Source organism: Pseudomonas cremoris (assembly GCF_014230465.1).
This window is the reverse complement of record NZ_JAAXCY010000011.1, coordinates 68,262-93,987: the sequence shown is the minus strand read 5'-3', so window position 1 is coordinate 93,987 and position 25,726 is coordinate 68,262. Positions and strand designations below refer to the sequence as shown.

Here is a 25,726-nt window from a genome sequence, read left to right as displayed (position 1 = left end):
TTCTTCGGAGCGGCCCATGAGCCTGTTGATACGCACCTGCGCTGCCTTGGCGCTGACCCTCAGCTTGCCCCTCGCCGCAGCGCCTGCGCCGATGCACAGCCAATTCCTGCCAGCGGACGACCTGACCCTGCGCGCCGAAACGCCGGACCAGCAACAACTGTTGCAAGTCACCGAGTACGCCGTGGTCGTGGGTAACCAGCGCCAATCCAGCCAGCAACCGATTCCGGTGACCTCGCCGCTGATGATTCGCCTCAAGGGCAAGTCGCTGAACAAAGGCGCCACCATCGCACAGGTTGTACTCAACTTTGACGCCGAGAGTAAAAGCCTGAAAAAACCGGTCTACGACGACAAGAGCAAGACCCTGACGTTGTCGTATCCGGTGGCCCAGTACCGTGTGATTGTCGATTTGCTGCGCAATGACACGGTGTACGTACAGTTCCTCAGTTATGCCAACGGCCACATCTGGGCGGATTTGCACACCGGTGTCGTTCGTACCAAATAGCCAGGGCACAGAAGGACCAAATGTGTGCGGGCTTGCTCGCGAAAGCGGTGTGCCAGCCAAGCATGTGTCGACTGACACTCCGCATTCGCGAGCAAGCCCGCTCCCACATTGGATCTTCGTTGTTCCCGAAGCCTGTGCCCCGCAGGTAAACTGCCTTTCCCGTGAAAAATGTCTGCAGGCTGGAGTCGGTAATGCGTAAAGATAAGAAACAGGTGATTGGCGACGAAATCGGCGACGATCAGATCAAGTTGTTCCTGGACTTCGAGCCGGTCGACGCGACTTCCCCGTCCCTGCACAAGCTGATCAAGGCCTACCGTGGCCTGCGTATCGACGATTTCGAGCGCTTCCTGGGCTTTTTCAAGGAAGCCGGCCTGGACCTCGACGGCAAGGACGAGCATGGCCAGACCTTCGTCGACCTGATCAAGGACCAGCGCAACGCGGACGAGTACATCGAACTGATCGAAAACGCTCGCGGCTGATTCTCCGAGGCATAAAAAAACGCCCCGTCCTCATGCAGAGAGCGGGGCGTTTTTTATGGCATCAAGGCTTCAAGCGTAGCTCTCGGTCTCGGCGGCAGGCTCAACCAGTTCCAGGCTGATGTTGTTCTGCGCGTTGATCTTGCGATACAACTCGGCATCCGTTTCCAGGACCTTTTCCCGCGCCGGGAAGATCTCGTGCAGCTTGGTGGCCCACTCTCCGGCAGCTTTCTGCGGGAAGCAGCGCTCGATCAGTTCCAGCATGATCGAAACGGTAACCGAAGCACCCGGGGATGCGCCCAGCAGTGCCGCCAGCGAGCCGTCTTTGGCCGCTACCAGCTCGGTGCCGAATTGCAGCACACCGCCTTTTTTCGGGTCTTTCTTGATGATCTGCACCCGTTGGCCGGCCACTTCCAGGCGCCAGTCTTCGGCTTTGGCCTCAGGGTAGAAGCGACGCAGGGATTCCAGGCGCTGCTCCATGGATTGGCGCACTTCGCTGACCAGGTACTTGGTCAGGTCCATGTTGTCGCGGGCCACGGCCAGCATCGGGCCGATGTTGCCGGCGCGAATCGACATCGGCAGGTCAAGGAACGAGCCGTGCTTGAGGAACTTGGTGGTGAAACCGGCGTATGGCCCGAACAGCAGGGATTTCTTGCCATCCACTACACGGGTGTCCAGGTGCGGCACGGACATCGGCGGCGAACCCACGGCAGCCTGGCTGTAGACCTTGGCCTGGTGGTGCTTGACCACTTCCGGGTTGTCGCAACGCAGCCATTGACCGCTGACCGGGAAGCCGCCGAAGCCTTTGCTTTCTTCGATACCCGACGCTTGCAGCAGCGGCAGGGCCGCACCACCGGCACCGAGGAAAACGAACTTGGCGTCCACTTCACGGCTGTTGCCGCTGTTGACGTCCTTGATGCTCACGGTCCAGCCGGCGCCATTGCGCTTGAGGCCGGTGACGCGCTTGCAGTATTTGACCTGGGCATCTGGCGAGCTGGTCAGGTGACCCAGCAGCTGGTTAGTCAGGGCGCCGAAGTTGACGTCGGTGCCGTTCAACACACGGGTGGCAGCGATTTTTTCGTCGAGCGGGCGGCCCGGCATCATCAGCGGCATCCACTCGGCCATCTCGCTACGGTCTTCGGTGTAATGCATGTCCGAAAACGCGTGGTGCTGGCTGAGGGACTCAAAGCGTTTCTTGAGGAAAGACACGCCTTTTTCGCCCTGCACGAAGCTCAAGTGCGGTACCGGGCTGATAAAGGACTTGGACGAGCCAAAGGTGCCTTTTTTGGTCAGGTACGCCCAGAACTGCTTCGACACCTCGAACTGGGTGTTGATGTGCACGGCTTTCTTAATGTCGATGGAACCATCGGCGGCCTGCGGCGTGTAGTTCAGCTCACACAGCCCGGCGTGGCCGGTACCGGCGTTGTTCCACGGGTTGGAACTTTCCGCGGCACCCGAATCCATCAGCTCAACGACTTCCAGCTTGAGGCCGGGGTCGAGCTCTTTGAGCAGCACGGCCAGGGTGGCACTCATGATGCCGGCCCCTACCAGTACTACGTCGACTGCTTCGTTATGCGCCATTTAACGCGTCTCCAAAATCTGCAGCACCAAATTGACGGCATGGCTGCCAGGAGTGACGGGGCGGTTCACGTGTTGCCCCAGGTTACCCATGGCCAGGATCGCCATGTCCGTTTCGCAATTCTTTGCAACTTCAGCACACGCTTCCTGCCGGGCTAATCTGCCTATGAACGCATTCATGGGCGCCTGTGGCAATTCGACTTATGGTCAAAGCGTGCGATTTGTGCAACCAATCCGTAGCGGATAGGCTCAAGCTCCGGTTGTTGAGGAGTACTCGGTCCTGTGTGGTTGGGCTGTTCCAGACGCTGATGGTGCTTGTACAAACGCCAAACTATTCATTTGCTCGCCACACTCTTGTGAAGTTGTGAAAACCCGTTTTTTTCACGCTCTTTTGAAGACGTGAACCTCAAAAAAGGGCTGCCCCAGCCTGGCACCTGGCCCGGATACCTTGCCGACAGGCGGCAAAACGGGCAAACAACTCAAGTGGCCGAGCGCAATGGCAGCTCTGGCAGATTCGGCAAAGGCGGGTGGTTTGCAGGGAAAACAGCAAGCACGCCAGCTTCACTCGATCTGTGTGGGCGGCTCTCTGTGGGCGATTTGGGGGCTAATGCCAAGGCATTAACGATGCTGCGAGGCCCGATCAGGAGACGTCCTTATAATCGGGGGGAGATTGTAGCGAAGAACGTCAGGGAAATGGGCGTGTTTTATGACTTTTATTAGTGCTGCGGTCAGGAGGCCAACGCATGCCGTGGATGTGCATGCTCTCGTTGCGGGATGACCACGGCGCTGGCGGGCAGTGGGCGGTGCATCCAGCTCAGGCGTGTCTCTGTAACTTCCACCCAGCCTTCACCGACAGGCGGCAAGCGGCACTCTTTGAAGGCCTGGCAAATACCGTTGGCATCCAGCCGTACAAAATGGCGGTGACGGGCATTGGGCGTGAATAAAGATTTGAGAAGGCGCATGGCTTTGTACCTGTTTCGTTGCATGCTCGAATGTTCTCAGTGTGGCATGACATTGGAATGACGAATTTATGTGAAATTGTAATTTCAACGTGCTTTCAGCTGCCGTTCAGGATTGCTGGTGGGTGGTGCGCGTGCACCGTTATACTGGCGGCCTGTTTGCATCTAGTCCTGGAGAAAAGAGTATGTTGCAACGCCTGTTGTTTGGTTTGATCACTGTGACCAGTTTGACCCTGGTTGGCTGCGCCAACAGCCCGCAACAACTCAGCCCGGAGCCGAAACTCACTACGCAATTGGCCCCGGTGGGCCATGGTCAGCCAGTCTCGGTGCGTGTGGTGGATGGTCGTCCGTCCCCAACGCTGGGTTCCCGCGGCGGCCTGTACCCGGAAACCGCGCTGGTGTCCGTGAACGCGCAGGATGTGCTGCCCAAACTGCAAGCCCAGGCCGAAGCGGCCGTGCGTTTGCTGGGTTTCACCCCGGCCAACTCGCCAGGCGCGCCTCAGTTGACCATCACCCTGGCTGAACTGAAATACCAGTCGCCGAAAGAAGGCCTGTATGTGACCGAAGCGTCTATCGGCGCGACCTTCAAGTCCGACGTCACCGCCGGCACCCGTCGCTACAGCGGCCGCTACGGTGCTTCGCTCAACCAGCGCTTCGGCATGGCGCCGAACCAGGAAACCAACACCAAGCTGGTCAGCGACGTGTTGAGTGATGCCTTGACCCGCCTGTTCAAAGACCCAAGCATCGGTTCGTTGCTCAGCTCGCAATAACCGATCCTTTAAAAAGCCGGGCTCAGTGATGAGCCCGGTTTTTTTTCGTCTCCAGTTTCACGCCGCACTGTCGATACAGAAGTCCAGCATGCTCACCCCCGTCAACAGATCGGCCTCCGGCAGGTCGGCATGCTGGTGCCCGCCCAGCGCGCAATACACCAACCAGTGGCGGTCCTGGACGTTGAACGCCAGGCTGCCAATCACCGTTTCCTGCTCATCGCTTGGGGCTATCAGATACAGCCGATCCTGGTTGTGTGCGTGCAGCATGACAAGCTCCCGAATGTTCGAAGGGCAACAGAGTGGCTTGTTAAGGTGACGTTCAGGTGACGTCGTAAATTACTGGATACATTAGCCGTCATTGGGGGATGGAGCATTTCAGGCGCCGGAGGCCACTATCGTTCAGGTTTGTATCTGAATCGATACCACGTCACTGTTTTACCGAGGTTTGCGATGGCGCTGCCCGCACAATTGATCAACGCTGTGGCTTTATCGGTGGCCTGCCCGGGTGCAGTGCTGCTGTTCATTACCCGCCTGCGCGAACAGCGCGCAATAGCCGACCTGACCGCGCGAAGCGAAGACCGTCCCATCGACCAACCTATGCTGTTTCTGGATGTGCGCACCGAACGGGCGCATCGGCTGGCTTACCGCATTGGGTTTGCCTGCATGGGGGTGGCGCTGCTGACCTCCTGGATCAGTACACGCCTTTAAACACATCACAAAACCAATGTGGGAGCGGGCAAGCCCGCTCCCACATGTTTGCTTCGGTATTTACAAGGCAATTCCTGCCTTGACCCGGTACTGGTTGCGCACCGGCGTCGCATACTGCACCACCAAAAACGGCCGGTGCTCGGCCGGGCATTCGTTCAAGCGTCGCTCCCATTCTGCCTTCGCCTTGGCCAACTCATCGGCCGGGAACACCTCGGCTGCCGTTGGCACCTGCAATTGCGGGTCGGCGTCGCTCCATTGGGCGTACGCCAGGTAATGCACCGGGAATAGTCGATAACCACCAAGAATCTGACGGTCCATTTCCACGGCCAGCAACTTGGTGTCTTCGAAGCGCTCGGTGATCGGCGGCGCAAAATTCACGTGCACCCGGCCCTTGTAGCCGGTGATACCCAGGGCAATGCTCACGTCATCCTCGCCCGGCGCCTTGCTGTAGGTGCCGGTGGTGGCGCGGATGTACAGCTCGCGGGCCTTGGCGGCGTCGCACGGGTCGTACTCGTAGCTGATGGACACCGGCGTCAGGTTCAGTGACTGGATCACCTCGGCAAACGGCTCGTCCTTGCGGCTGACGTGGAACATCTTGAGGATCGCCGACTCGGTGCGATCATCCCCATCCTTGGCGCGACCTTCGGCCTGGGCGATCCAGATCGACTGGCAGTCGTTGCGGATCGAATGGTTGATATAGGCCGACAGCAGTTGATAAGCCGCCATTTTTTCCTTTCGCCCAGTGATCGAGCGGTGCACGATAAAGCTCTTGTTCAAGCGCATCAGGTCGCTGACGAAAGGTTTTTGCAGCAAGTTGTCGCCGATGGCAATGCGCGGTGTCGGCAGGCCAGCGTGGTACACGGCATAGTTGACGAAAGCCGGGTCCATCACGATGTCGCGGTGGTTGGCCAAAAACAGGTAGGCGGTGCCGGACTTGAGTTGCTCGACGCCGGTGTAGGTCACGCCATCGGTCGCACGGTCGATGGTGTGGTCGACGTAGTATTCGACTTTGTCCTGCAGCGTGGCCACGGTGGTGACGCCGGCGAATTCACGGCGTAGCTTGCGGGCAATCATGGGCTTGAGCAGCCAGCCCAGGGTGCCGGCGAAGCGCGGGAAGCGGAAGTGGGTCAGGATGTCCAGAAAGGCCTTGTCACTGAACAGCCGGTCCAGCACTGCCGGGACTTCGCTGTCGTTGTAAGGTCGGATGGTATCGAATTGGCCCATCATGCTCTCTTGTTAGAAACGGCTAGGGTAAGTAAAGGAAACACCAGGGTGCGGCCCGAGTAATGGGCTCGGCCGAGAACAGCCCTGTAAATAGACCGGCGATTATACGCACAAGTCACCTTGGAGGCTGCGATGCTGGAAACCGAGTCGTACGATTGTCCTTATTGTGGTGAAGAGGTAGAAGCGGTGTTGGATCTTTCCGGCGGCGATCAGTCCTACGTTGAAGACTGCCCGGTGTGTTGCCGGCCGATTAATTTCCACCTGCAAGTGCACGACGATGAATGGATGTTGTTCGTGAGCAGTGAAAACGACTGACAGGTACGCCCATGCAGCGAATCTACGAACCGGAAAACCTGATGGAAGGCGAACTGCTGCAGCAGATGCTCGCCAGCGAGGGGATCGAGGCGCACCTGGTGGGGCGTCATTTGCTCGGTGGTACGGGCGAGCTGCCGATTTTCGGCCTGTTGGGCCTTGAGGTGGACAACGACCGGGCTGCTGACGCCCGCGAGCTGATCACCGCTTATATTGGCGCGCAGCCTGTGCCCGGTGATGAACCCGACAGCTTCCCCGACGTGCTGGTCTGTTAGGCTGTCGGTCGGTTTACCCAAGAGTCGTGTTGCCCCATGTGTGGACGTTATGCCCTGTTTCGCTGGAATCCCTCCTTTGCTGCCTTGCCGGGCTTCCCGGCCGATCAGCAGGCCCAGTGGAATATTTCCCCGAATGATTCGGTGCTGATCCAGCGCGCCACCGACGGCCAGCGCAACCTGGCCCGTGCCCGCTGGGGTCTTACGCCGCCCTGGCTGACCGACCTGTCCCGCACACCAGCCCATGCCCGCGCCGAAACCCTGGCGGAACAACCGATGTTTCGTGAAGCCTTCCGCCAGCGCCGCTGCTTGCTGCCGGCCAATGGGTTCTACGAATGGCGCGGCACCCAGCGCAAGCGTCCGTATTGGTTGACGCCGGGGGAGGGCTCTACTTTGTTTTTTGCGGCGATCTGGGAGGCGTACCCGGTGCAGGAACAGGTGTGGCTGAGCACGGCGGTGGTGACTCAGCCCGCGCAGAGCCAGCGGCGACCGTTGATTCTGGATGCGGCGGGGCAAGAGGCCTGGCTCAATCCCGAGACGCCGTTGCACGTCCTTCAAGCGTTGCTGGCCAGTGAGCCGGCCGCTTTGCGAGAGCGCGTGCTGGCCAACATGGTCAATGACCCCAAGCTCAACGGGCCAGAGTGTTTGACGCCGGGTTGAGCGGCGCGTGGGATGTATCTGAAAGTAAGCGGTTACACGTCTGTTGTATCTGGCGCCGATACACATGACCGCCTACGATACGCGCCATGTTTTCAGGGAGCGTAGGTATGAAGAAATCATTGGCGGTAAATGTACTGGCTGCGGCGCTGTTGCTGGCCGGTTGCCAATCGGTCAATACCACCAGCGGCGGTGCTGTCGGGGTGGAGCGCAAGCAGTACATGTTCAGCATGTTGTCGAGCCAGGAAGTCGACCAGATGTATGCGCAGTCCTATCAGCAGACCCTGGGCGAAGCCAGTGGCAAAGGCCTGGTAGACAAAACCAGCGCCAACGCCAAGCGTGTGCAGGCCATCGCCAACCGCTTGATCGCCCAGGCGCCGACCTTTCGTGCGGATGCAGCGCAGTGGAAGTGGGAAGTGAACCTGATCAAGAGCGACGAGATGAACGCCAACTGCGGGCCTGGCGGCAAGATCTTTGTGTACAGCGCGTTGATCGACAACCTCAAGCTCACCGATGACGAATTGGCTGCCGTAATGGGCCATGAAATTGCCCACGCCTTGCGTGAGCATGGCCGTGAAGCCATGTCCAAGGCCTACGGTATTGAGATGGCCAAGCAGGGCGCCGGTGCGTTGTTCGGTCTGGGTCAGGACAGCCTGGCGCTGGCGGACACCGTGGCCAACTACGGCATGACCTTGCCCAACAGCCGCAGCAATGAAAACGAAGCCGACCTGATCGGCCTGGAGCTCTCCGCTCGCGCCGGCTACAACCCGAACGCGGCCATTACATTGTGGAACAAGATGGCCAAGGCCTCGGAAGGCGCACCGCCGGAGTTCATGAGTACTCACCCAGCGTCTGATAGCCGTATTGCCTCGTTGCAGGCGGCGATTCCGAAGGTGATGCCGCTTTACCAGCAGGCCAAGAAGTCCTGAGCCTATAAGTCTGGTGAGGGTCTAAATGTGGGAGCGGGCTTGCTTGCGAAGGCGGTGGGTCAGTCAAATAATCAGTGACTGACACTCCGTATTCGCGAGCAAGCCCGCTCCCACATTGGGTTGGGTTTACAGATTTAGATCCAACCGCTGCTCTGCATTGCTTTGTATACGGCCACGATAGCCAGCACGAAGAATGCCGTAGCCGCCAATCGACGAATCAAGGTCAACGGCAGTTTCTCTGCGGCAAAATTCCCCGCCAAGACCACCGGCACGTTGGCAATCAGCATGCCCAGGGTGGTGCCGATAATCACCAGCCACAGTTCCGGGTACTGCGCCGCCAGCATCACCGTGGCGATCTGGGTCTTGTCACCGATTTCTGCGAGGAAGAACGCGATCAACGTGGTCAGGAACGGCCCGAATTTGCGCGTCGTACTGGCTTCGTCATCGTCGAGTTTGTCCGGCACCAGGGTCCACAGGGCCGTGGCACAGAAGCTTGCCGCCAGGATCCAGTGCAACACCGCATTCGAGAAGAAGCTCCCAAACCACGCCCCCACGGCACCGGCGGCCGCATGGTTGGCCAGGGTCGCGGCAACGATGCCGGCGATGATCGGCCAAGGTTTGCGAAAGCGTGCAGCAAGGATGAGCGCGAGCAGTTGCGTCTTGTCGCCGATTTCGGCCAAGGCAACGATTGCGGTAGGTACGAGTAGTGAATCCAGCATCAGGTAGTTTCCAGGGGCGGGTCGACACGGCTATGACACGTACAGCCTTCCCGCCCCGGGTAAGGTGTGCGTGTCATAGGTCTTGTCAAACCCCGGTCCGTCTGTGCGGACTCCTGGGTCGCATACGCCATGGCCTGTTGACCAAGTATGTTGACGTATGCCGGACGAGCATGGCGCTCGTGGGAGACTACTCCCCTAGGACGGAGCGGATTCTGCCTAGGCAAAATCCATTCGGCAAGCCTTCTTTTTCAAACGCTCGTCAGCCGCGCTTGGCACGGTAAATGCGGAAACCATTGCCTTCGGCCTTGATTGCACACACGCCCAAATGCTCTTCGATCAGCGGTTGGTACTTCAGGAAGCTGTTTGCGACCAAACGGAGTTCGCCACCTTTTGCCAGGTGTTTCGCAGCTTTTCGCAGCAGGTTCTCAGTGGCGAAATAATCGGTGTGCACGCCCACATGGAACGGCGGATTGCTCAAAATCGCGTTCAAACCCATCGGTGCTGCATCAATGCCATCACCAGTCAGCACTTCGGCTTCCAGACCATTGGCCGTCAGGGTCAGGCGGCTGCTGGCGGCGGCGAACGCGTCCACATCCAGCAACGTGACCGTGTTGTGCGGGTAGCGACGTTTTACCGCAGCTCCAAGCACGCCGGCGCCGCAGCCGAAGTCCAGCAAATGACCGCTGGGCAGTTTATCCAGATGTTCCAGCAGCAGTTCGGTGCCGCGGTCCAAGCGACCATGGCTGAATACGCCGGGCAAGCTCACTACCTTCAACGGCCCTTCGGCCAGCGGCACGTCGAAGACCTGCGCCAGGCTTTGCAGGTCGACCGCTTGCGGGGCATTGCCCACGGTGACTTGCCACAGCTGGCAATGCCGCGCGCTGTCGAGCTTGCGCGGCTTGCCGAAAGGGATCATCTGCTTGGCGGCGCTTTCGATGCCGCCTTTTTTCTCGCCCACCAGAAACAGCTCGGCGCCGGGCAAGCGCGCGGCCACGGCGTTGAGCAGGTAGTCGGCGAGGTCCTTGGATTTGGGCAGGAAGATGACGGCCGCATCAAAGGCGCGCTCCGGCACGTTCACGCCGAACTGGCTGCGCTCTGGGAAGCGTGCGTCGAGCGCCGCCTGGTCGCCAGCGTGCCAGCACCAACCGTGGGCGTTGGGTAAACGCCCCAGCAGGTCGTCGGCAGGCAAGCCAACCAGCAGCAAGTTGCCTTGAAAAAGTTCGGCCTGACGAAGCAGTACTTCACTGCGCGGATCCATGGTCTGCTCCTTGAAAAGGAGCGCAGTTTATCAACTGACGACGCGCAACGGGGCACCACTGAAAAAGCCTCGGGCGTTTTCCGCCAGTTGGCCGACGATGCGCTGGCGTGCCTCGCGACTGCCCCAGGCGTTGTGGGGCGTGACGATCAGCCGAGGGATATCGCCGGCCAGCAGTGGGTTGCCCTGCACCGGCGGTTCCACGCTCAGCACGTCGGTGGCTGCGCCGCCCAAGTGACCGCTGCGCAAGGCATCGGCCAGGGCCTGTTCGTTGATCAAGCCACCGCGCGCCGTGTTGACCACAAACGCGCCCGGCTTGAGCAGTGCCAATTCACGGGCGCCGATAAAGTCGCGGGTGTGTTCGTTGAGCGGGCAGTGCAAGGTCAGGGCATCGACCTGTGCCAGCAATTCATCCAGCGGCATACGGTCGGCGCGGGCAGGGCGCCCGGGAATCGCGCCGAGTACAACGCGCATGCCAAAGGCCTCGGCCAGCCGCGCCACTGCGCCACCCAGTTCACCGTGGCCGAGCAGCCCGAGGGTCTTGCCTTCCAGTTCGACGATGGGGTAGTCCAGTAGGCAGAACTGCTTGGCTTCTTGCCATTTGCCGGCGCTGACATCCCGTTGATAGTCCTTCACGCGCGTCGCCAGGTTGAGCAACAGCATGATCGTGTGTTGCGCCACTGACGGCGTGCCGTAACCCTGGCAGTTGCTCACGGTAATGCCGTGGGCGCGGGCGGCTTCCAGGTCGACGTTGTTGGTGCCGGTGGCCGAGACCAGGATCAGCTCTAGCTCCGGGCAGGCCGCTAGGGTTTCGGTGTTGAGTGGGATCTTGTTGCTGATAGCAACCTGAGCGCCTTGCAGGCGTTCGATCACATTCTGTGGCGTGGTCTGCTCAAACAGCTGCAGGTCGCTGAAGGCGTTGCGCAACTCGCTGAGGTCAAGGTCCCCCAGGTCTAGGGAGGGGTGATCGAGGAAGACCGCGCGGCGATTGTTCGTCATCAACTGTACCTTTTGCGACAGGGTTTGAAGGCGTAATCTGCCGAGCCTATCAGATGAAATAATCAGTTACTCAATTGGAGTGAGTATGTACCTCGCCGAGTTTTTGACCGTAGCCTTGATCCACTTGTTGGCAGTGGCCAGCCCCGGCCCCGATTTCGCCGTAGTGGTGCGCGAAAGTGTTACCCACGGCCGTCGCGCCGGAACCTGGACCGCGTTGGGCGTGGGCTCGGCGATTTTCCTGCACGTGGGGTATTCGTTGCTGGGCATCGGTTTGATCGTGTCCCAGTCCATCGTGCTGTTCAATGCGCTGAAATGGGCGGCGGCGGCGTACCTGCTGTACATCGGCTTCAAGGCCCTGCGTGCGCAACCGGCCAAGCCTCCCGCAGAAGGTGAGTTGCACCGCGAAGCCGGCGAGCGCACCCCGCGTGGGGCGTTTACCGCAGGTTTCGTGACCAATGGATTGAACCCCAAGGCCACATTGTTTTTCCTCTCGCTGTTCACCGTGGTGATCAACCCTCACACGCCGCTGGCGATCCAGGCGGGTTACGGCGTGTACCTGGCAGTGGCGACAGCGTTGTGGTTCTGCCTGGTAGCGATGCTGTTCAGCCAGCAACGCGTGCGGGCCGGGTTTGCCCGCATGGGGCACTGGTTTGATCGGACGATGGGAGCGGTGCTGATTGCGATTGGGGTGAAGCTGGCTTTCACCAGCATGAAATAAGCCAAATGCTGGCGCAAAGCTAGCATTCATTGGCCCCTGCAAATCATTCCTTTGGCTGATTTGGCTGAAACATAAGCGCTCTACAGTGCAAGTCTTTCAGCCAAGACCGTGCAGTCATAAAAAGGGATTCGTATGTTGCAGACCCGTGTTATCCCGCCCGCCGAAGGCGCGTACCAATACCCGTTGTTGATCAAGCGCCTGTTGATGTCCGGGACCCGCTACGAGAAAACCCGCGAAATCGTCTACCGCGACAAGCTGCGCTACACCTACCCCACCTTGATCGAACGAGTCGCGCGCCTGGCCAATGTGCTGACCGCCGCCGGGGTGAAGGCTGGCGACACCGTGGCGGTGATGGACTGGGACAGCCACCGTTACCTGGAGTGCATGTTCGCAATCCCGATGATTGGCGCGGTGATCCACACGATCAACGTGCGCCTGTCGCCGGAACAGATTCTCTACACCATGAACCACGCCGAAGACCGCTTCGTGCTGGTCAATAGCGAGTTCGTAGGTCTCTACCAGGCGATTGCCGGCCACCTGACCACCGTCGAAAAAACCCTGCTGCTCACCGACGGCGAATCAAAAACCGCCGAGTTGCCAGGCCTCGTCGGTGAGTACGAAACCCTGCTGTCGGCTGCCAGCCCGAAGTACGACTTCCAGGACTTCGACGAACACTCGGTTGCCACCACGTTCTACACCACCGGTACCACCGGCAACCCCAAGGGCGTGTACTTCACCCATCGCCAACTGGTGCTGCACACCATTGGTGTGGCCACCATCATGGGCAGTGTCGACAGCGTGCGTTTGTTGGGCACCAACGATGTGTACATGCCGATTACGCCGATGTTCCACGTGCACGCCTGGGGCTTGCCGTATGTGGCGACCATGTTGGGTCTGAAACAGGTCTACCCCGGTCGCTACGACCCGGAATACCTGGTGGAGTTGTGGCGCAAGGAAAAGGTCACTTTCTCGCACTGCGTGCCGACCATCCTGCAGATGGTGCTCAATGCCAAGGCCGCTCAGGGCGTGGATTTTGGCGGTTGGAAAATCGTCATCGGCGGCAGTGCGCTCAACCGCACGCTGTACGAAGCGTCCAAGGCCCGGGGTATCCAGTTGACGGCGGCGTACGGCATGTCCGAGACCGGGCCGCTGGTGTCCTGTGCGCACCTCAACGAAGAGTTGATGGCTGGCACCGAGGATGAACGCACCACTTATCGCATCAAGGCCGGCGTGCCAGGGCCGTTGGTGGAGGCTGCGATTGTCGATGGCGATGGCAACTTCCTGCCTGCCGATGGCGAGTCCCAGGGCGAGTTGGTGTTACGCGCGCCTTGGCTCACCGAAGGCTATTACAGAGAGCCCGAGAAGGGCGCCGAACTGTGGGCCGGCGGCTGGATGCACACCGGCGATGTGGCCACGCTGGATGCGTTTGGCGTGATCGACATCCGCGACCGCATCAAGGACGTGATCAAGACCGGGGGCGAGTGGATCTCGTCCCTGGCCCTCGAAGACCTGGTCAGCCGTCACCCGGCGGTACGCGAAGTAGCGGTGGTGGGCATTGCCGATCCGCAGTGGGGCGAGCGCCCGTTCGCGCTGTTGGTGGTGCGTGATGGCCATGTGATAGGGGCTCGCGAGCTCAAGGAACACCTTAAACCCTTCGTGGAACTGGGTCACTTGAGCAAGTGGGCGATTCCGAGCCAGATCGCCGTTGTTACGGAAATTCCCAAGACCAGTGTCGGCAAACTCGACAAAAAACGTATCCGTATCGACATCATCGAATGGCAGGCCAATAACAGCACGTTCCTCTCCACTCTCTAAAGCACTTCGCCGCGCCCGTTCGGGCGCGGCAATGCTCTATCTTGCGCCTTCACTTGTGATTTGCCGATTTTCAGCCATCCTTGCCGCGCCGGCCTTCGTCGGTGTGGCGAAAGGGTTGAGGCAGACGGGTCGGTGATGCAAATCACACTTTAGAGGGATCAAGCACTACCCCCTGCTGGCTATAGTCCCTTCCAGAGTTTTTCAAGGATGTTCCGCTTCGGGCCATGGGGGCTCGGCTGCCGAGCGGCATTGGAATCGTTGTATTCCGGCCGTTACATGCATCCACAAGAAAGAACTCTCTGCCATAACAATAATGCACATGGAGTAGCGTCGATGACCTCAGTAAACCAGTTCTGGCGCCGGGCAAGATTGCCCCTGGCCGTCAGTCTCGCCTCTACGCTCGCCGGGCCCGCATTCGGCGTCAGTTTCAACATCGGTGAAATCGAAGGTAGCTTTGACTCTTCCCTGTCGGTGGGGGCGAGTTGGTCGACTGCTGGACGCAATAAAGACCTGATTGGCGTTAACAATGGCGGCAAGGGGTTGTCGCAGACCTCGGATGACGGTCACCTGAACTTCGACAAGGGTGATTCCTTCTCGAAGATCTTTAAAGGTATCCATGACCTTGAATTGAAGTACGGCGATACCGGTGTGTTTGTGCGTGGCAAGTATTGGTATGACTTCGCGCTGCAAAACGAAGACTTGGACTTCAAGAACGTCAGCAACAACAACCGCAAAGAGGGCGCCAAGTCATCGGGAGGACAGATACTTGATGCGTTCATCTACCACAACTACAGCATCGCAGACCTGCCTGGGAACGTCCGATTCGGCAAGCAGGTGGTGAGTTGGGGTGAAAGTACCTTCATTGGCGGCGGCATCAACTCCATCAACCCGATCGACGTGTCGGCGTTCCGTCGTCCGGGCGCAGAAATCAAGGAAGGTTTGATCCCGGTCAACATGTTCTATGTGTCGCAAACCCTGACGGATAATTTGTCGGCGGAAGCGTTTTATCAGTTGGAATGGGATCAGACGGTAACGGATAACTGCGGAACGTTCTTCTCGCAGCCGGACATCGTATCCGATGGCTGTAAGGATAATCTGCGGGTACTTAACAAGCGCAGTACCATCCCGTCTCCGTTGTTACCGTTGTTGGCAAACAATGGAGTGGATATCAACAACGAAGGTGTATTGGTCCGTCGTAGCGGCGACCGCGATGCTCGTGACAGCGGCCAGTTCGGCGTGGCGTTTCACTACAACTTCGAGCCGCTGGACACAGAGTTCGGTGCTTACTTCATGAACTATCACAGCCGTGCGCCGATCTTCAGTGCCCAAGGGGCTCCTCAATCGGCATATACGGGAGTGATTCCTGGGTTACCGCCACAATTGCGTCCTCTTATTGTTGCGGGTAACTCCAATTACTTTATCGAGTATCCCGAAGATATTCGTCTGTATGGTCTGAGTTTCTCCACCACGTTACCTACCGGTACGGCTTGGAGCGGTGAGCTCAGCTATCGTCCGAATGCACCGGTGCAGATCAACTCGACTGATATCCTCTATGCGGGTGTGACGCCACTGACAGCCCTGGGCTTGGGCAATGCTTCTATTATCAAAGGAACTCCCGGCCAGACGGTCAATGGCTATAACCGCAAGGAAATCAGCCAATTCCAGACAACCTTCACTCATTTCTTTGATCAGGTTATGGGGGCCAGCCGCCTAACCATGGTGGGTGAAGTTGGCGTGACTCATGTGGGCGGCCTGGAAAGTAAGAATAAAGTTCGTTATGGCCGAGACCCCGTTTTCGGTCCAGGTACTCTGCCCAATGGGTTTTGCCCGACGCTCAACGGCAACACTATTGCCGGTGCGGGCCCAGGTGCCGATAGCAGCAATCGCAGTACCAACTGCAACAATGATGGCTTCACGACTGCGACTTCCTGGGGCTATCGCGCCCGCGCCATCTGGGAATACCCGGACGTCTTCGCCGGCGTAAACCTCAAGCCCAACGTGGCTTGGTCCCACGACGTGAAAGGCTACTCGCCAGGCCCAGGCGGCAACTTTGAAGAAGGTCGCAAAGCCGTCAGTCTTGGCTTGGATGCCGAGTACCAGAACACCTACACCGTTAGCCTGAACTACACCAACTTCTTCGGTGGAGACTTCAGCACTGTAGACGATCGTGACTTCATCGCGCTGAGCGCCGGCGTGAACTTCTAAGCACACTCTTTTCAGATGCATGCATTTTCAGGAAGAACCAGAACATGAAAATAACTAAAAGTCTGTTGCACGTGGGTGTGCTTGGGCTGTCGATCCTGGCGAGCAACGTCATGGCGGCAGTGTCGGCGGATGAAGCCGCCAAGCTGGGTACGACGCTGACCCCGATGGGTGCCGAAATGGCCGGCAACGCAGCGGGCACCATTCCTAAATGGTCGCCATTGCCCACCAACGCCGGCGCCGTCGACGCGCGTGGTTTCCTGGCCAACCCTTACGCCAGTGAGCAACCGCAATTCACTATCACTGCGGCGAACGTCGAGCAGTACAAGGACAAGTTGGCGCCGGGGCAATACGCGATGTTCAAGCGTTACCCGGACACCTTCAAGATGCCGGTCTACGCGACCCATCGCGGCGCCACAGTGCCGGCTGACGTGTTCGCTTCCATCAAGAAGAACGCCACCAACACCAACCTGGTGTCCGGCGGCAACGGTCTGGAGAACTTTGAAACCGCAGTGCCGTTCCCGATCCCGAAAAGCGGCGTGGAAGTGATCTGGAACCACATCACCCGTTATCGCGGTGGCAGCGTGACGCGCCTGGTAACCCAGGCCACGCCGCAAACCAACGGCTCGTTCAGCCTGGTGTACTTCAAGGACCAGTTCGTATTCCGCGACAAGATGAAGGACTACGACCCGAAAAATCCGGGCAACGTACTGTTCTACTTCAAGCAGCAAGTGACCGCGCCAGCGCGTCTGGCCGGTGGTGTGCTGTTGGTGCACGAAACCCTGGACCAGGTGAAGGAGCCACGTTCGGCGTGGGTCTACAACGCCGGCCAGCGCCGTGTGCGCCGCGCACCGCAAGTGTCGTATGACGGCCCAGGTACCGCCGCCGACGGCCTGCGTACTTCCGACAACCTCGACATGTACAACGGTGCGCCGGATCGCTACGACTGGAAGCTGGAGGGCAAGAAAGAAATCTACATCGCCTCCAACAGCTACAAGATCGACGATCCGAAGCTCAAGTACGCCGACATCATCAAGGCCGGCCACATCAACCAAGACCTGGCACGCTACGAGCTGCGCCGCGTCTGGCACGTGGTCGCGACCTTGAAGGAAGGCCAGCGCCACATCTACGCCAAGCGTGACTTCTTCATCGACGAAGACACCTGGCAAGCGGCGGTGATCGACCACTACGACGGTCGTGGCCAACTGTGGCGTGTCGCCGAAGCGCATGCCGAGAACTACTACGACAAGCAAGTGCCGTGGTACGCCCTCGAAACCCTCTACGACCTGCAGTCCGGCCGCTACCTGGCCCTGGGCATGAAGAACGAAGAGAAGCAGGCCTATGACTTCGGCTTCACCGCCACCACCAGCGATTTCACCCCGGCTGCGTTGCGCCAGGATGGTGTTCGCTAACGCCTGCTGAGCGAGGCCGCATCCTCGCTGGCGAAGCCCCGACTGGTTCGGGGCTTTTTTGTGGAGGTGAATTTTTTTGTCGCAGTTCTTTTTCAGGCAAATGTTGCAAAGATCTACAAACCCGCCGCTTTTACCGCTAGTCTGCGGACATCTGCAATGCCGACAACAGCCTTCTACAAGAGCCCGGCGATGACTGATCTGTCCCGAATCCAAGGGCCTGCCAGTGCGGTCATTCCGACTCTGGAAGGTCGCTTCTACAGGCCACCGCTGCCTGACGGCTACGTGCTGCGACCGCGGCTGTGCGAACGGCTGAGTGCCGGGTTGGACGGGCGATTGTTGCTGGTCAGCGCGCCGGCGGGGTTCGGCAAGAGTTCGTTGGCAGTCGAGTTCTGCCAGGGCCTGCCGGCTCATTGGCAAAGTTTGTGGCTGGGCCTGAGCTCACGGGACAGTGATCCAGGCCGCTTCCTTGAGCGCCTGCTCGACGGCCTGCAACAGTTCTTTCCACAACTCGGCGCCCAATCCCTGGGCCTGCTGAAAATGCGCCAGCGCCACCAACCTTTCGCGTTTGAAGAGTGGCTTGATGGCCTGCTCGATGAACTGACCGTGCACTTGTCTACTCGCGCGCCGCTGCTGTTGGTGCTGGATGACTACCATCTGGCCCAAGGCCCGGTGCTGGACCGTTGCCTGCAGTTCTTTCTCAACCATTTGCCCGATGGCTTGGTTGTCTTGGTGACCAGCCGCCAGCGACCGGACTGGCATCTGGCGCGGCTGCGTCTTTCGCGGCATCTGCTGGAGCTGCATGAGCAAGACCTGCGCCTGACCCATGACGAATCCATGGCGGTGCTGGATCGCCATAGCAACTCGCTGCGCGGTGAGGCCCTCGACAATCTGATCCGCCGCAGCGAAGGCTGGGTCGCCGGCCTGCGCTTCTGGTTGCTGGCGGCTTCCGAAGCCGGCAACGAAGGCGCCCTGCCACAGAGCCTGCATGGTGGGGAAGGGCTGATCCGCGATTACCTGCTGGAAGAGGTCATCGACTGCCTGCCAGCCGAAGTGCAGGCGTTTCTTTACGACACCGCGCCGCAGGACCGTTTTTGCAGCGAACTCTGCGACGCCGTGCGTGAAGCCCATGACAGCGCCGAGATCCTGCGTTATTTGCAAGCCCACCAAGTGTTCCTGGTGCCGCTGGATGAGCAAGGACATTGGTACCGTTACCACCATTTGTTTTCCGACTTGCTGCGCACCCGTCGTGCCAGCAGCAACGTATTGCCGGCTGCCAGCCTGCACTTGCGCGCATGCCGCTGGTTCAACGCCCAGGGCTTGATTGATGAGGCCGTAGAGCAGGCATTGCGCGCCGGCCATCTGGATGTGGCGGCCAACCTGGTGCAGAACCTGTCCGAGGAGCAACTGCTGGCCGAGCAGAATGTCGGCATGCTGCTGCGATGGAAAATGGACTTGCCCGACAGCCTGTTGATCAGCACGCCGCGTTTGATCGTGCTCTACAGTTGGGCCCTGGGCCTGGCCTGCCAGTTGGATGCTGCAGAGGAGTTATCCAGCTACCTGAGCCGCTTCTTGCCTGCGCCGTCGGCTACCGCGCAGAAATCGATGCTGGCCCAATGGCTGGCGCTCAGCGGGATCATCGCCCGAGGCCGAGGTGACCGCGAGTTGACCCAGCGCTATTGCACCGAAGCCCTGGAAAGCCTGCCGCAACGGCGCTATGGCCAACGCTTGATGTGCCTGTCGACGCTCTCCAACCTGGCCATCGTCGATGCCGATTTGTGGCGTGCCCGCGGCTTGAACCGAGAATCCCTGGAGCTGGCACAGCGCGTCGGCAATCCACTGTTTGAAGCCCTGGCCCATTACGACCGCGCGCGGGTACTGCAAGCGCGCGGCGAAATCCTGCGCTCCCTGGACGAAGTACGCCAGGGCTTGCAACGCTTGCACGGCCTGGCGCCGCAACGGCTGTACGCGGTACGTGCCCGGCTGTCGCTTTACGAAGGTTACCTGTTATTGGCGCGCTGCCAGCCTGAAGCCGGGATCGTCCGGTTGCGTGCTGGCCTGGCGGAAGCGCGAGCCTGCCGCGATATCAGTGTGCTGATCGGACATTGCGTGATCGCCAACTTTGAAGGGCGGCGCAATGACTTTCCCAAGGCCTTCGCCGAGCTGGCCGAGGCCGAACGCTTGATGCACATCTGGGACGTGCCGCCGATCTATTACCTGGCGATGATTACCCTGATCAAGTGCGAGCTGTGGCTGGCCCAGGGGCGTACCGACCTGGCTGATGCCTGGCTAACTCGCCTGGGTCAAACCTACAACGGCGAACAGGCCGCAGCGGCGCCAGAATTTCATCCTCATCTGCCACAACATATCGGCTTGCAGCAGGCCGCGCTGGACGCCACGCGGCATCAGACCGATGCAGCGCTGCAGCGCCTTGAGGTGCTGGCGCAGCAGGCCCATGCAGACGGGCGCCAGATGATCGCGCTCATGGCCCTTACCCAGCAGGCGCACCTACTGCTGGAAAGTAGCCACGAGGCCAAGGCGCGTGCGGTCGTGGCACAGGCGCTGGAGGCGGGGGCGGGCGGAGCCCTGCAACCCTTCCAGCGGCTACTGGAAAACTACCCCGACTGGATGCGTGAACAGCTCGGCAAAGACCCTCACGGCCTGCTGAACCAGAGCCTGTTGGCGCTGTTGCCGACGGTCATGGTGACCGAGGCTGCGCCCACTCATGAAACCTTGAGCGCCCGCGAGCTGGCGGTGCTGCAGCTGATTGCCCAGGGTTGTTCCAATCAGGAAATCAGCAATCGGTTATTCATCTCCCTGCACACCGTCAAGACCCATGCCAGCCATATCAACAGCAAACTTGGGGTGGAGCGCAGAACGCAAGCGGTAGCGCGGGCGCAGGAATTGCGGTTGATAGGTTGAGGAGTGGCCATCCGCAGTGAGCGAACACTCTCGCGGTGGGCAGCGAAGCGGCTCCAGTCTGTTTTAATAGTGCAATGGATGCGGCGATATTCGTCCGCACGCGACATTTCATTTGCGCAAGAGGACCCTTCATGGAAACCGCCAAGCCGACACTCATCCGCGAAACCTTTCCCGTCGGCCCGTTGCAGTGCAACTGCACCATCATCGGCGATCCAATCACCAAGAAAGCCATCGTGGTCGACCCTGGTGGCAATCACGAACTGATCCTGGCGCGCCTCGATGCCTTGGGCCTCAAGGTGGTCAGCATCATCCACACCCATGCCCATCTCGATCACTTCCTGGCCTCCGGCCAGTTGAAGGAGAAAACCGGTGCCACGTTGCACCTGCACAAGGAGGATCAATTCCTCTGGGATAACCTGGAAATGCAATGCCAGATGTTTCGCGTGCCCTACACTCCGGTGCCTTCGCCGGATCGCTGGCTTGAGGATGATGAAGAGCTCTCCTGTGGGTGCGGAGTGGCATTGCACACCCCGGGGCATACGCCGGGTTCGATGAGTTTCTGGTTTGCCGATGCCAAGCTGCTGATTGCCGGTGATACGTTGTTCCGGCGCGGTGTGGGGCGCACCGACCTGTGGGGCGGGGACCAGGCGACCATTGTGCGTTCGATCAAGCAGCGGCTGTACACGCTGGATGAAGGTGCCACTGTGGTAACGGGTCATGGACCTGACACACGCCTGGGGGACGAAATGCGCGAGAACCCATTTGTCAGGGCTTAAGGGGAGGTCGGGTATTGTTCCGGATACCCAGTGACGACCTTCCGACGATGCTTACAGAGAAAATGACATTTCCCGTTCAGGATGTGTCTGCTAGGGTTTTAGTGTGCTCACCTGCTGTAGAGCTGATGCCTGTCGCACACGGAATTTTTGCCGTTTATCGTGTTCCAAGCTCGGCACAGGTCCATTGCCAATGTCCTCTGCATCACAGAATGCAAAAGTAGGAGCTTCCTTCATGTTCACTCCGCGTCGTCTGCTTGTAGTTGCTACCGTCGTAGCCTTGTTGTCTGGCTGCGCCTCTCCTAATCCTTATGACGGCAGCAGCCAGGGGCAGGCGAGTAATGAATCCGGCGGCATGAGCAAGACCGCCAAGTATGGTGGCCTGGGTGCCCTGGCCGGTGCACTGGCAGGTGCTGCCATCGACCATAACAACCGTGGCAAGGGCGCACTGATTGGTGCCGTTGTTGCCGGTGCTGGTGCAGCCGGCTATGGCTACTACGCCGACCAGCAAGAAAAGAAACTGCGCGAAAGCATGGCCAATACCGGTGTTGAAGTGCAGCGCCAGGGTGACCAGATCAAGTTGATCATGCCGGGTAACATTACCTTCGCCACCAACTCGGACGCGATCTCCAGCAGCTTCTACCAGCCGCTGAACAACCTGGCCAATTCCCTCAAGCAGTTCAACCAGAACACCATCCAGATCGTCGGTTATACCGACAGCACTGGTAGCCGCCAACTGAACATGGACCTGTCCCAGCGTCGTGCGCAGAGCGTGGCCAATTACCTGACTTCCCAGGGTGTGAGCCCGGCCAACCTGACGGCTCGCGGTGCCGGCCCGGATAACCCGATTGCCAGCAACGCCGACGTCAACGGCCGTGCCCAAAACCGTCGTGTCGAAGTGAACCTCGGCCCGATCCCCGGCCAGCAGTACGGCCAGCCAGGTGCGCAGGCGCCGCAACAGAACAACCAGTTCCAGGGCAACCCGTACTCGCAATACCAATAAGCGTCAGCCACAAAAAAAGGGCGCCGTGCAGTCAATGCACGGCGCCCTTTTTGGTGGGCGGCGTTTACATCAGTCGATGTATTCGAACACCTTCACGATCTTCTGCACGCCAGAAACGCCTTGCACCAGGTTGGCTGCGCGGGTGGCTTCTGCCTGGGTCAGCAGGCCCATCAGGTAGACGATGCCGTTGTCGGTGACGACCTTGATGCGCGAGCCAGGGATGGCGTTATCGGTGAGCATCTGGGCCTTGATCTTGGTGGTCAGCAGCGCGTCGTTGCTGATCGCCAGCAAGGTGATCGGGTCCATCACCTGCAATTCGTTGTGCACCTTTTTCACCCGTTGCACGGCCGATGCGGCTTGTTCGGCCTGGGCCTTGAGCTCGGCACGCGGTGTTTGGCCAGCGAGCAGCACCACGCCGTTGAAGCTGGTGACGACGATGCGCGAAGCGCCGTTGCCCAGGTCGGTCGCAGCCTTGGCGACGTTGACTTCCACCTTGGTTTCGATCAGCGAGTCATCGATCTTGCTGCCGAAGGTGCGGGTGCCTTTATCGTCCTGGATTGGCGTATCACGTGTTGCAGTGATTGCCGTGCTGCAGCCGCTGATAGCGAGGCACAGGGTGATGGCCAAAAGGCTGAGGCGGTTAACGGTCATTCTTCACTCCCAAACAGTTGGCTGTCGATCAGATCGCACAGGCAGTGGATCGCCAGCAGGTGGACTTCCTGGATACGTGCGGTGACATTGGCCGGAACGCGAATTTCCACGTCTTCGGGCAACAGCAGCGAGGCCATTCCGCCGCCATCGCGCCCGGTCAATGCTACGACAATCATTTCGCGATCATGTGCGGCCTGGATCGCTTGAATAATATTCGCCGAGTTGCCGCTGGTGGAAATCGCCAGCAGTACATCGCCCGGTTGGCCCAGGGCGCGGATCTGCTTGGAGAAGATTTCGTTGTAGCTGTAGTCGTTGGCGATCGAGGTGATCGTCGACGAATCGGTGGTCAAGGCAATGGCCGGAAGGCTCGGGCGCTCACGCTCGAAACGGTTGAGCAGCTCGGACGAGAAATGCTGGGCATCACCAGCCGAACCGCCGTTGCCGCACGAGAGCATTTTGCCCTCGTTGAGCAGGGCGTTGACCATGACCTGACTGGCTTGCTCGATGTGCGGTGCAAGTACGTCCATCGCCTGTTGCTTGGTGTCGATGCTGGCCTGGAAAAGCTGGCGAATTCGGGATTGCATGTCCATCTGTGTGACCTTAAGTAGCGCGGCTGATTGGCACAGGAATGTGCAGCCCGCAAAGCAAAGAGCAAAAGTGTGTGGTGAAGATGTCCGGCGAATCAGCTGTCGAAGGCATTTTTGAGCCAGTTCAGATCAGCTTGACCAGACGGTGTGCTTTCTATGGCAACCACATCGAAACGGCAGGGGGCGTCGGCCCAGCGATGCTCTTTTTGCAGGAAAAACTGCGCGGCGAGTATCAGTTTCTGACGCTTGCGCTCGTCGATACTGGCGAGCGCGCCACCCCATTGTGCGTGTTTTCTGTAGCGGACTTCGACGAATACTACTGTATCGCCGTCAAGCATGACCAGATCAAGCTCGCCGCGTTTACACAACCAGTTCTGCGCCAGAAGGCGCAGACCCTGTTGTTGCAAGTGTTTCAGCGCTTGAAGTTCGGCGTCCTTGCCGCTTTGCGCGCTGGACCGCTCGGGCATCAGCGCGGAGTGTCTGGCAGGCGCTGGATATCGCCGCCAACGAACTTCGCCCAAGGCATCTGGCGATCAACGCGCTGGTTGGCGCTGATGCCCAGGCTGCCCGACAGGCCGTCAACACGGGTATCCGGCAGTGCCTTGAGCTGGCCCAGGCGTGGCGCCAGGCGGTAGGCGTCGACACCCATCGCATACAGGCGGCCGAGGCTGCCGTTGGCTTGTGGCCATTGCGCGGCAACCTGGTTGCGCAGCGGGTCGGTGGTGTTGAGCAGCCAAGGGGTTTCGCAGAACATCACGTTGGTCATGTCCAGGTACTGGTTCTTGTCACCACTGGCACTGAACACGTGGGACGTTGCGTACACTGGCACATCGCCCGCGTATTGGAAGTTCAGGGTCGGCTTGATCTGCTGGGCCAGTTGCGGAGTAACGGCCAGGAAGATGAACTCGATGTCCTGACGACGCGACGGCTGTGCGGCTACATCAGTACCGACGGTGCTTTGCAGGCTCTTGGCGCGACCTTCGCTTTTACGCAGTTGGAACAGGTCGGCAATTTGCTGGGCCAAGGCAACCGGCTGGTCGACGTACTCGACGCCTACCACGGTACCGCCGTTGGCTTCCCAATCCTGGCGGAAGGCCTTGTAGACACGCTCACCCCATTCGCCACGCGGCACCATCGCGGCAGCGCGGTGCAGGCCGTCGGCACGGGCGCGACGGGACACTTCGCGGGCCTCGTCTTCGGCGGCCAGGCCGAATTGGAACAGCTGGGGTGGGTTACGGTCGGTTTCGCTGTAGTTCAGCGCCAGCGTAGTGATTGGCAGCTGTGGGCGAGCAGCAAGTTGCTTGACCAGCGGCTTCTCCAGTGGGCCGACTACCAGTTGCACGCCAGCGGCTTGAGCCTTGGCATAGAAATCGTCGAGAGAGGTCAGGCGCGAGCTGTCATAAAACTCGATGACTGGCGGCTTCTGCCCGGCTTGTTCAGCCTGGTAGTGAGCGGCCATGAAGCCTTCACGCAGCGCTTTGCCGACGGAGGCAAGCGGGCCGTCCTGTGGCAGCAGCACCGCAATCTTGTTCAGCGGCTGGCTGGCCAGTTCCTTGAGCTTGGTCAGCGGCAGTGGCAGTTGCACCGACGCCGGATGGCCCGGGTTCTGCGCGCGCCAGGTATCGATGGCCGCCTGTTGTTGCTCCAGGGTACCGGCGCCCTTGACCGCTTGGGCCAGGCTGATCCAGCCGTCGAGCGTCGGGTTGCCGCTGGCTTGCAATTGTTCGGCAGGCAGGGCGGCAATCAATGCCCAGATGGCTTCGTGATTGGTGCTGGCAGCATCGCCGGTGAGCAGCGGGGCCATGGCGACGCGCTCGCGGGCGGCTGCCAGGGTCTGGCCATCCGCTTCATAAGCTCGGGCATGCACGGTGCCGGTGCGGATCTGCTGGTCAGTCGGCAGGTCTTTAAGGCTTTGCAGGCTCGGATGGTTCAAGGCGCTTAATGCAGCCTTGGGTTGGTTGCGTGCCATGGCCAGTTCAGCGGCCAGGGTGCTGGCAAATACTTGCGCGGCTGGCTTGAGAGCATCCAGCGGCACTTGCGCAAGAATCTGCGACGAGCGACCTGGGTTGTTCTGCTTGTAGGCCATGTCTGCCGCACTCAGGCGCAGCAGTGCGGCCTTTTCCGGCGTCTTGGCGGTAGTGGCCTGTTCGAGCAGTTGCTCGATACTGGCGTCTGGGGTCCGTGGAAGGTCGCCAAGGCTGGACGAGGGCGAGCTGGCGCACGCGGCCAACAAGGCAGCGAGGCAGAGGGCGGAGAGCAGCCGCAGGCAAGCGATCATGTAAGTGT

Annotated in this window: 26 protein-coding genes and 1 riboswitch; of the genes, 15 read left to right on the top strand and 11 right to left on the bottom strand. The window is 59.7% G+C overall.

Annotated elements, in window-relative coordinates; all coding sequences use genetic code 11:
- The first annotated feature begins 16 nt into the window (after nucleotides 1–16).
- Both HF257_RS25050 and HF257_RS25045 read left to right on the top strand, forming a co-directional pair.
- A complete protein-coding gene (locus HF257_RS25050) occupies nucleotides 17–502 on the top strand; it encodes a hypothetical protein (RefSeq protein WP_185708376.1) in 486 nt (161 codons plus the stop codon).
- A gap of 191 nt (nucleotides 503–693) precedes the next feature.
- Nucleotides 694–981, top strand: coding sequence for a PA4642 family protein (locus HF257_RS25045; RefSeq protein ID WP_016976601.1), 288 nt, complete (start codon nucleotides 694–696; stop codon nucleotides 979–981).
- A 69-nt stretch (nucleotides 982–1,050) separates the two neighbouring features.
- Here the strand turns inward: HF257_RS25045 and mqo are convergent, their stop codons facing one another.
- Together mqo and HF257_RS25035 are read right to left on the bottom strand one after the other, a co-directional pair.
- Nucleotides 1,051–2,559 (bottom strand): malate dehydrogenase (quinone), encoded by a 1,509-nt coding sequence (gene mqo / locus HF257_RS25040; RefSeq protein ID WP_185708377.1) that lies wholly within the window; start codon nucleotides 2,557–2,559, stop codon nucleotides 1,051–1,053.
- 725 nt (nucleotides 2,560–3,284) lie between these two features.
- Complete coding sequence (locus tag HF257_RS25035) at nucleotides 3,285–3,518, bottom strand: hypothetical protein (protein ID WP_185708378.1); 234 nt, start codon at nucleotides 3,516–3,518, stop codon at nucleotides 3,285–3,287.
- Nucleotides 3,519–3,700: 182 nt separating this feature from the next.
- On the opposite strand from HF257_RS25035, the gene HF257_RS25030 reads away from it, so the two are divergent.
- On the top strand, nucleotides 3,701–4,285 hold the full coding sequence (locus HF257_RS25030) for a YajG family lipoprotein (RefSeq protein ID WP_185708379.1): 585 nt from the start codon (nucleotides 3,701–3,703) through the stop codon (nucleotides 4,283–4,285).
- A 57-nt stretch (nucleotides 4,286–4,342) separates the two neighbouring features.
- On the opposite strand, the gene HF257_RS25025 is transcribed toward HF257_RS25030, so the two are convergent.
- Complete coding sequence (locus HF257_RS25025; protein WP_185708380.1) at nucleotides 4,343–4,552, bottom strand: hypothetical protein; 210 nt, start codon at nucleotides 4,550–4,552, stop codon at nucleotides 4,343–4,345.
- Between the two features lie 183 nt (nucleotides 4,553–4,735).
- On the opposite strand from HF257_RS25025, the gene HF257_RS25020 reads away from it, so the two are divergent.
- Nucleotides 4,736–4,993 (top strand): hypothetical protein, encoded by a 258-nt coding sequence (locus HF257_RS25020; protein WP_185708381.1) that lies wholly within the window; start codon nucleotides 4,736–4,738, stop codon nucleotides 4,991–4,993.
- 60 nt (nucleotides 4,994–5,053) lie between these two features.
- Here HF257_RS25020 and HF257_RS25015 read toward each other — a convergent pair whose 3' ends face one another.
- Nucleotides 5,054–6,217: a 1-acyl-sn-glycerol-3-phosphate acyltransferase gene (locus HF257_RS25015; protein WP_185708382.1), complete on the bottom strand. Its 1,164-nt coding sequence runs from the start codon at nucleotides 6,215–6,217 to the stop codon at nucleotides 5,054–5,056.
- Between the two features lie 132 nt (nucleotides 6,218–6,349).
- Between HF257_RS25015 and HF257_RS25010 the strand changes: the two genes are divergently transcribed.
- The 4 genes from HF257_RS25010 to HF257_RS24995 all read left to right on the top strand — a co-directional run bounded on the left by HF257_RS25010 (nucleotide 6,350) and on the right by HF257_RS24995 (nucleotide 8,387).
- The gene (locus HF257_RS25010; protein ID WP_185708383.1) at nucleotides 6,350–6,532 is read left to right on the top strand and encodes a CPXCG motif-containing cysteine-rich protein; all 183 of its coding nucleotides are present in this window, start codon (nucleotides 6,350–6,352) and stop codon (nucleotides 6,530–6,532) included.
- Nucleotides 6,533–6,543: 11 nt separating this feature from the next.
- Nucleotides 6,544–6,804, top strand: a complete 261-nt coding sequence (locus HF257_RS25005; RefSeq protein WP_105520858.1) for a putative signal transducing protein — start codon at nucleotides 6,544–6,546, stop codon at nucleotides 6,802–6,804.
- A gap of 36 nt (nucleotides 6,805–6,840) precedes the next feature.
- Nucleotides 6,841–7,461, top strand: a complete 621-nt coding sequence (locus tag HF257_RS25000) for an SOS response-associated peptidase (protein ID WP_185708384.1) — start codon at nucleotides 6,841–6,843, stop codon at nucleotides 7,459–7,461.
- A gap of 107 nt (nucleotides 7,462–7,568) precedes the next feature.
- Nucleotides 7,569–8,387, top strand: coding sequence for a M48 family metallopeptidase (locus HF257_RS24995; RefSeq protein WP_185708385.1), 819 nt, complete (start codon nucleotides 7,569–7,571; stop codon nucleotides 8,385–8,387).
- A 134-nt stretch (nucleotides 8,388–8,521) separates the two neighbouring features.
- Here HF257_RS24995 and HF257_RS24990 read toward each other — a convergent pair whose 3' ends face one another.
- The 3 genes from HF257_RS24990 to HF257_RS24980 form a co-directional block, all read right to left on the bottom strand.
- Nucleotides 8,522–9,106, bottom strand: a complete 585-nt coding sequence (locus tag HF257_RS24990) for a TMEM165/GDT1 family protein (RefSeq protein ID WP_185708386.1) — start codon at nucleotides 9,104–9,106, stop codon at nucleotides 8,522–8,524.
- 87 nt (nucleotides 9,107–9,193) lie between these two features.
- Nucleotides 9,194–9,315, bottom strand: a riboswitch (yybP-ykoY riboswitch).
- Between the two features lie 50 nt (nucleotides 9,316–9,365).
- Nucleotides 9,366–10,364 carry a class I SAM-dependent methyltransferase gene (locus HF257_RS24985; protein WP_185708387.1) on the bottom strand — a complete coding sequence of 333 codons (999 nt, stop codon included), beginning with the start codon at nucleotides 10,362–10,364 and terminating at the stop codon, nucleotides 9,366–9,368.
- 30 nt (nucleotides 10,365–10,394) lie between these two features.
- Complete coding sequence (locus tag HF257_RS24980; RefSeq protein WP_185708388.1) at nucleotides 10,395–11,360, bottom strand: 2-hydroxyacid dehydrogenase; 966 nt, start codon at nucleotides 11,358–11,360, stop codon at nucleotides 10,395–10,397.
- An 85-nt stretch (nucleotides 11,361–11,445) separates the two neighbouring features.
- On the opposite strand from HF257_RS24980, the gene HF257_RS24975 reads away from it, so the two are divergent.
- The 7 genes from HF257_RS24975 (at nucleotide 11,446) to HF257_RS24945 (ending at nucleotide 22,202) form a co-directional block, all read left to right on the top strand.
- Nucleotides 11,446–12,078, top strand: coding sequence for a LysE family translocator (locus HF257_RS24975; RefSeq protein WP_185708389.1), 633 nt, complete (start codon nucleotides 11,446–11,448; stop codon nucleotides 12,076–12,078).
- 132 nt (nucleotides 12,079–12,210) lie between these two features.
- A complete protein-coding gene (locus HF257_RS24970) occupies nucleotides 12,211–13,893 on the top strand; it encodes a fatty acid--CoA ligase (protein WP_185708390.1) in 1,683 nt (560 codons plus the stop codon).
- Between the two features lie 333 nt (nucleotides 13,894–14,226).
- A complete protein-coding gene (locus HF257_RS24965; RefSeq protein ID WP_185708391.1) occupies nucleotides 14,227–16,098 on the top strand; it encodes a DUF1302 domain-containing protein in 1,872 nt (623 codons plus the stop codon).
- Nucleotides 16,099–16,142: 44 nt separating this feature from the next.
- Nucleotides 16,143–17,507 (top strand): DUF1329 domain-containing protein, encoded by a 1,365-nt coding sequence (locus tag HF257_RS24960; protein ID WP_185708392.1) that lies wholly within the window; start codon nucleotides 16,143–16,145, stop codon nucleotides 17,505–17,507.
- Nucleotides 17,508–17,696: 189 nt separating this feature from the next.
- A complete protein-coding gene (locus HF257_RS24955; RefSeq protein ID WP_185708393.1) occupies nucleotides 17,697–20,426 on the top strand; it encodes a LuxR C-terminal-related transcriptional regulator in 2,730 nt (909 codons plus the stop codon).
- A 131-nt stretch (nucleotides 20,427–20,557) separates the two neighbouring features.
- Entirely contained in the window at nucleotides 20,558–21,202 is a 645-nt protein-coding gene (locus HF257_RS24950) for an MBL fold metallo-hydrolase (protein ID WP_185708394.1), read from the top strand.
- Nucleotides 21,203–21,434: 232 nt separating this feature from the next.
- Nucleotides 21,435–22,202 carry an OmpA family protein gene (locus HF257_RS24945; RefSeq protein ID WP_185708395.1) on the top strand — a complete coding sequence of 256 codons (768 nt, stop codon included), beginning with the start codon at nucleotides 21,435–21,437 and terminating at the stop codon, nucleotides 22,200–22,202.
- Between the two features lie 69 nt (nucleotides 22,203–22,271).
- Here HF257_RS24945 and HF257_RS24940 read toward each other — a convergent pair whose 3' ends face one another.
- The 4 genes from HF257_RS24940 to HF257_RS24925 all read right to left on the bottom strand — a co-directional run bounded on the left by HF257_RS24940 (nucleotide 22,272) and on the right by HF257_RS24925 (nucleotide 25,718).
- Nucleotides 22,272–22,853, bottom strand: a complete 582-nt coding sequence (locus tag HF257_RS24940; protein ID WP_185708396.1) for a BON domain-containing protein — start codon at nucleotides 22,851–22,853, stop codon at nucleotides 22,272–22,274.
- Entirely contained in the window at nucleotides 22,850–23,443 is a 594-nt protein-coding gene (locus HF257_RS24935) for a phosphoheptose isomerase (protein ID WP_007904374.1), read from the bottom strand. The genes HF257_RS24940 and HF257_RS24935 overlap by 4 nt, the downstream gene beginning before the upstream one ends.
- A gap of 92 nt (nucleotides 23,444–23,535) precedes the next feature.
- A complete protein-coding gene (locus tag HF257_RS24930) occupies nucleotides 23,536–23,907 on the bottom strand; it encodes a YraN family protein (protein WP_185708397.1) in 372 nt (123 codons plus the stop codon).
- Nucleotides 23,907–25,718, bottom strand: a complete 1,812-nt coding sequence (locus HF257_RS24925) for a penicillin-binding protein activator (protein ID WP_185708398.1) — start codon at nucleotides 25,716–25,718, stop codon at nucleotides 23,907–23,909. The genes HF257_RS24930 and HF257_RS24925 overlap by 1 nt, the downstream gene beginning before the upstream one ends.
- Between the last annotated feature and the right edge of the window lie 8 nt (nucleotides 25,719–25,726).

Excerpts from the sequence above, each read along its gene's own strand:
- HF257_RS25045 (WP_016976601.1), top strand. The coding sequence starts at position 694 with ATGCGTAAAGATAAGAAACAGGTGATTGGCGACGAAATCGGCGACGAT.
- HF257_RS24935 (WP_007904374.1), bottom strand. The coding sequence starts at position 23,443 with ATGGACATGCAATCCCGAATTCGCCAGCTTTTCCAGGCCAGCATCGAC.
- HF257_RS24990 (WP_185708386.1), bottom strand. The coding sequence starts at position 9,106 with ATGCTGGATTCACTACTCGTACCTACCGCAATCGTTGCCTTGGCCGAA.
- HF257_RS24945 (WP_185708395.1), top strand. The coding sequence starts at position 21,435 with ATGTTCACTCCGCGTCGTCTGCTTGTAGTTGCTACCGTCGTAGCCTTG.
- HF257_RS25010 (WP_185708383.1), top strand. The coding sequence starts at position 6,350 with ATGCTGGAAACCGAGTCGTACGATTGTCCTTATTGTGGTGAAGAGGTA.
- HF257_RS24930 (WP_185708397.1), bottom strand. The coding sequence starts at position 23,907 with ATGCCCGAGCGGTCCAGCGCGCAAAGCGGCAAGGACGCCGAACTTCAA.
- HF257_RS25005 (WP_105520858.1), top strand. The coding sequence starts at position 6,544 with ATGCAGCGAATCTACGAACCGGAAAACCTGATGGAAGGCGAACTGCTG.
- HF257_RS24925 (WP_185708398.1), bottom strand. The coding sequence starts at position 25,718 with ATGATCGCTTGCCTGCGGCTGCTCTCCGCCCTCTGCCTCGCTGCCTTG.
- HF257_RS24950 (WP_185708394.1), top strand. The coding sequence starts at position 20,558 with ATGGAAACCGCCAAGCCGACACTCATCCGCGAAACCTTTCCCGTCGGC.
- mqo (WP_185708377.1), bottom strand. The coding sequence starts at position 2,559 with ATGGCGCATAACGAAGCAGTCGACGTAGTACTGGTAGGGGCCGGCATC.
- HF257_RS24980 (WP_185708388.1), bottom strand. The coding sequence starts at position 11,360 with ATGACGAACAATCGCCGCGCGGTCTTCCTCGATCACCCCTCCCTAGAC.
- HF257_RS25050 (WP_185708376.1), top strand. The coding sequence starts at position 17 with ATGAGCCTGTTGATACGCACCTGCGCTGCCTTGGCGCTGACCCTCAGC.
- HF257_RS25020 (WP_185708381.1), top strand. The coding sequence starts at position 4,736 with ATGGCGCTGCCCGCACAATTGATCAACGCTGTGGCTTTATCGGTGGCC.
- HF257_RS24995 (WP_185708385.1), top strand. The coding sequence starts at position 7,569 with ATGAAGAAATCATTGGCGGTAAATGTACTGGCTGCGGCGCTGTTGCTG.
- HF257_RS25035 (WP_185708378.1), bottom strand. The coding sequence starts at position 3,518 with ATGCGCCTTCTCAAATCTTTATTCACGCCCAATGCCCGTCACCGCCAT.
- HF257_RS24985 (WP_185708387.1), bottom strand. The coding sequence starts at position 10,364 with ATGGATCCGCGCAGTGAAGTACTGCTTCGTCAGGCCGAACTTTTTCAA.
- HF257_RS24970 (WP_185708390.1), top strand. The coding sequence starts at position 12,211 with ATGTTGCAGACCCGTGTTATCCCGCCCGCCGAAGGCGCGTACCAATAC.
- HF257_RS25015 (WP_185708382.1), bottom strand. The coding sequence starts at position 6,217 with ATGGGCCAATTCGATACCATCCGACCTTACAACGACAGCGAAGTCCCG.
- HF257_RS24940 (WP_185708396.1), bottom strand. The coding sequence starts at position 22,853 with ATGACCGTTAACCGCCTCAGCCTTTTGGCCATCACCCTGTGCCTCGCT.
- HF257_RS24960 (WP_185708392.1), top strand. The coding sequence starts at position 16,143 with ATGAAAATAACTAAAAGTCTGTTGCACGTGGGTGTGCTTGGGCTGTCG.
- HF257_RS25000 (WP_185708384.1), top strand. The coding sequence starts at position 6,841 with ATGTGTGGACGTTATGCCCTGTTTCGCTGGAATCCCTCCTTTGCTGCC.
- HF257_RS24975 (WP_185708389.1), top strand. The coding sequence starts at position 11,446 with ATGTACCTCGCCGAGTTTTTGACCGTAGCCTTGATCCACTTGTTGGCA.
- HF257_RS25030 (WP_185708379.1), top strand. The coding sequence starts at position 3,701 with ATGTTGCAACGCCTGTTGTTTGGTTTGATCACTGTGACCAGTTTGACC.
- HF257_RS24965 (WP_185708391.1), top strand. The coding sequence starts at position 14,227 with ATGACCTCAGTAAACCAGTTCTGGCGCCGGGCAAGATTGCCCCTGGCC.
- HF257_RS24955 (WP_185708393.1), top strand. The coding sequence starts at position 17,697 with ATGACTGATCTGTCCCGAATCCAAGGGCCTGCCAGTGCGGTCATTCCG.
- HF257_RS25025 (WP_185708380.1), bottom strand. The coding sequence starts at position 4,552 with ATGCTGCACGCACACAACCAGGATCGGCTGTATCTGATAGCCCCAAGC.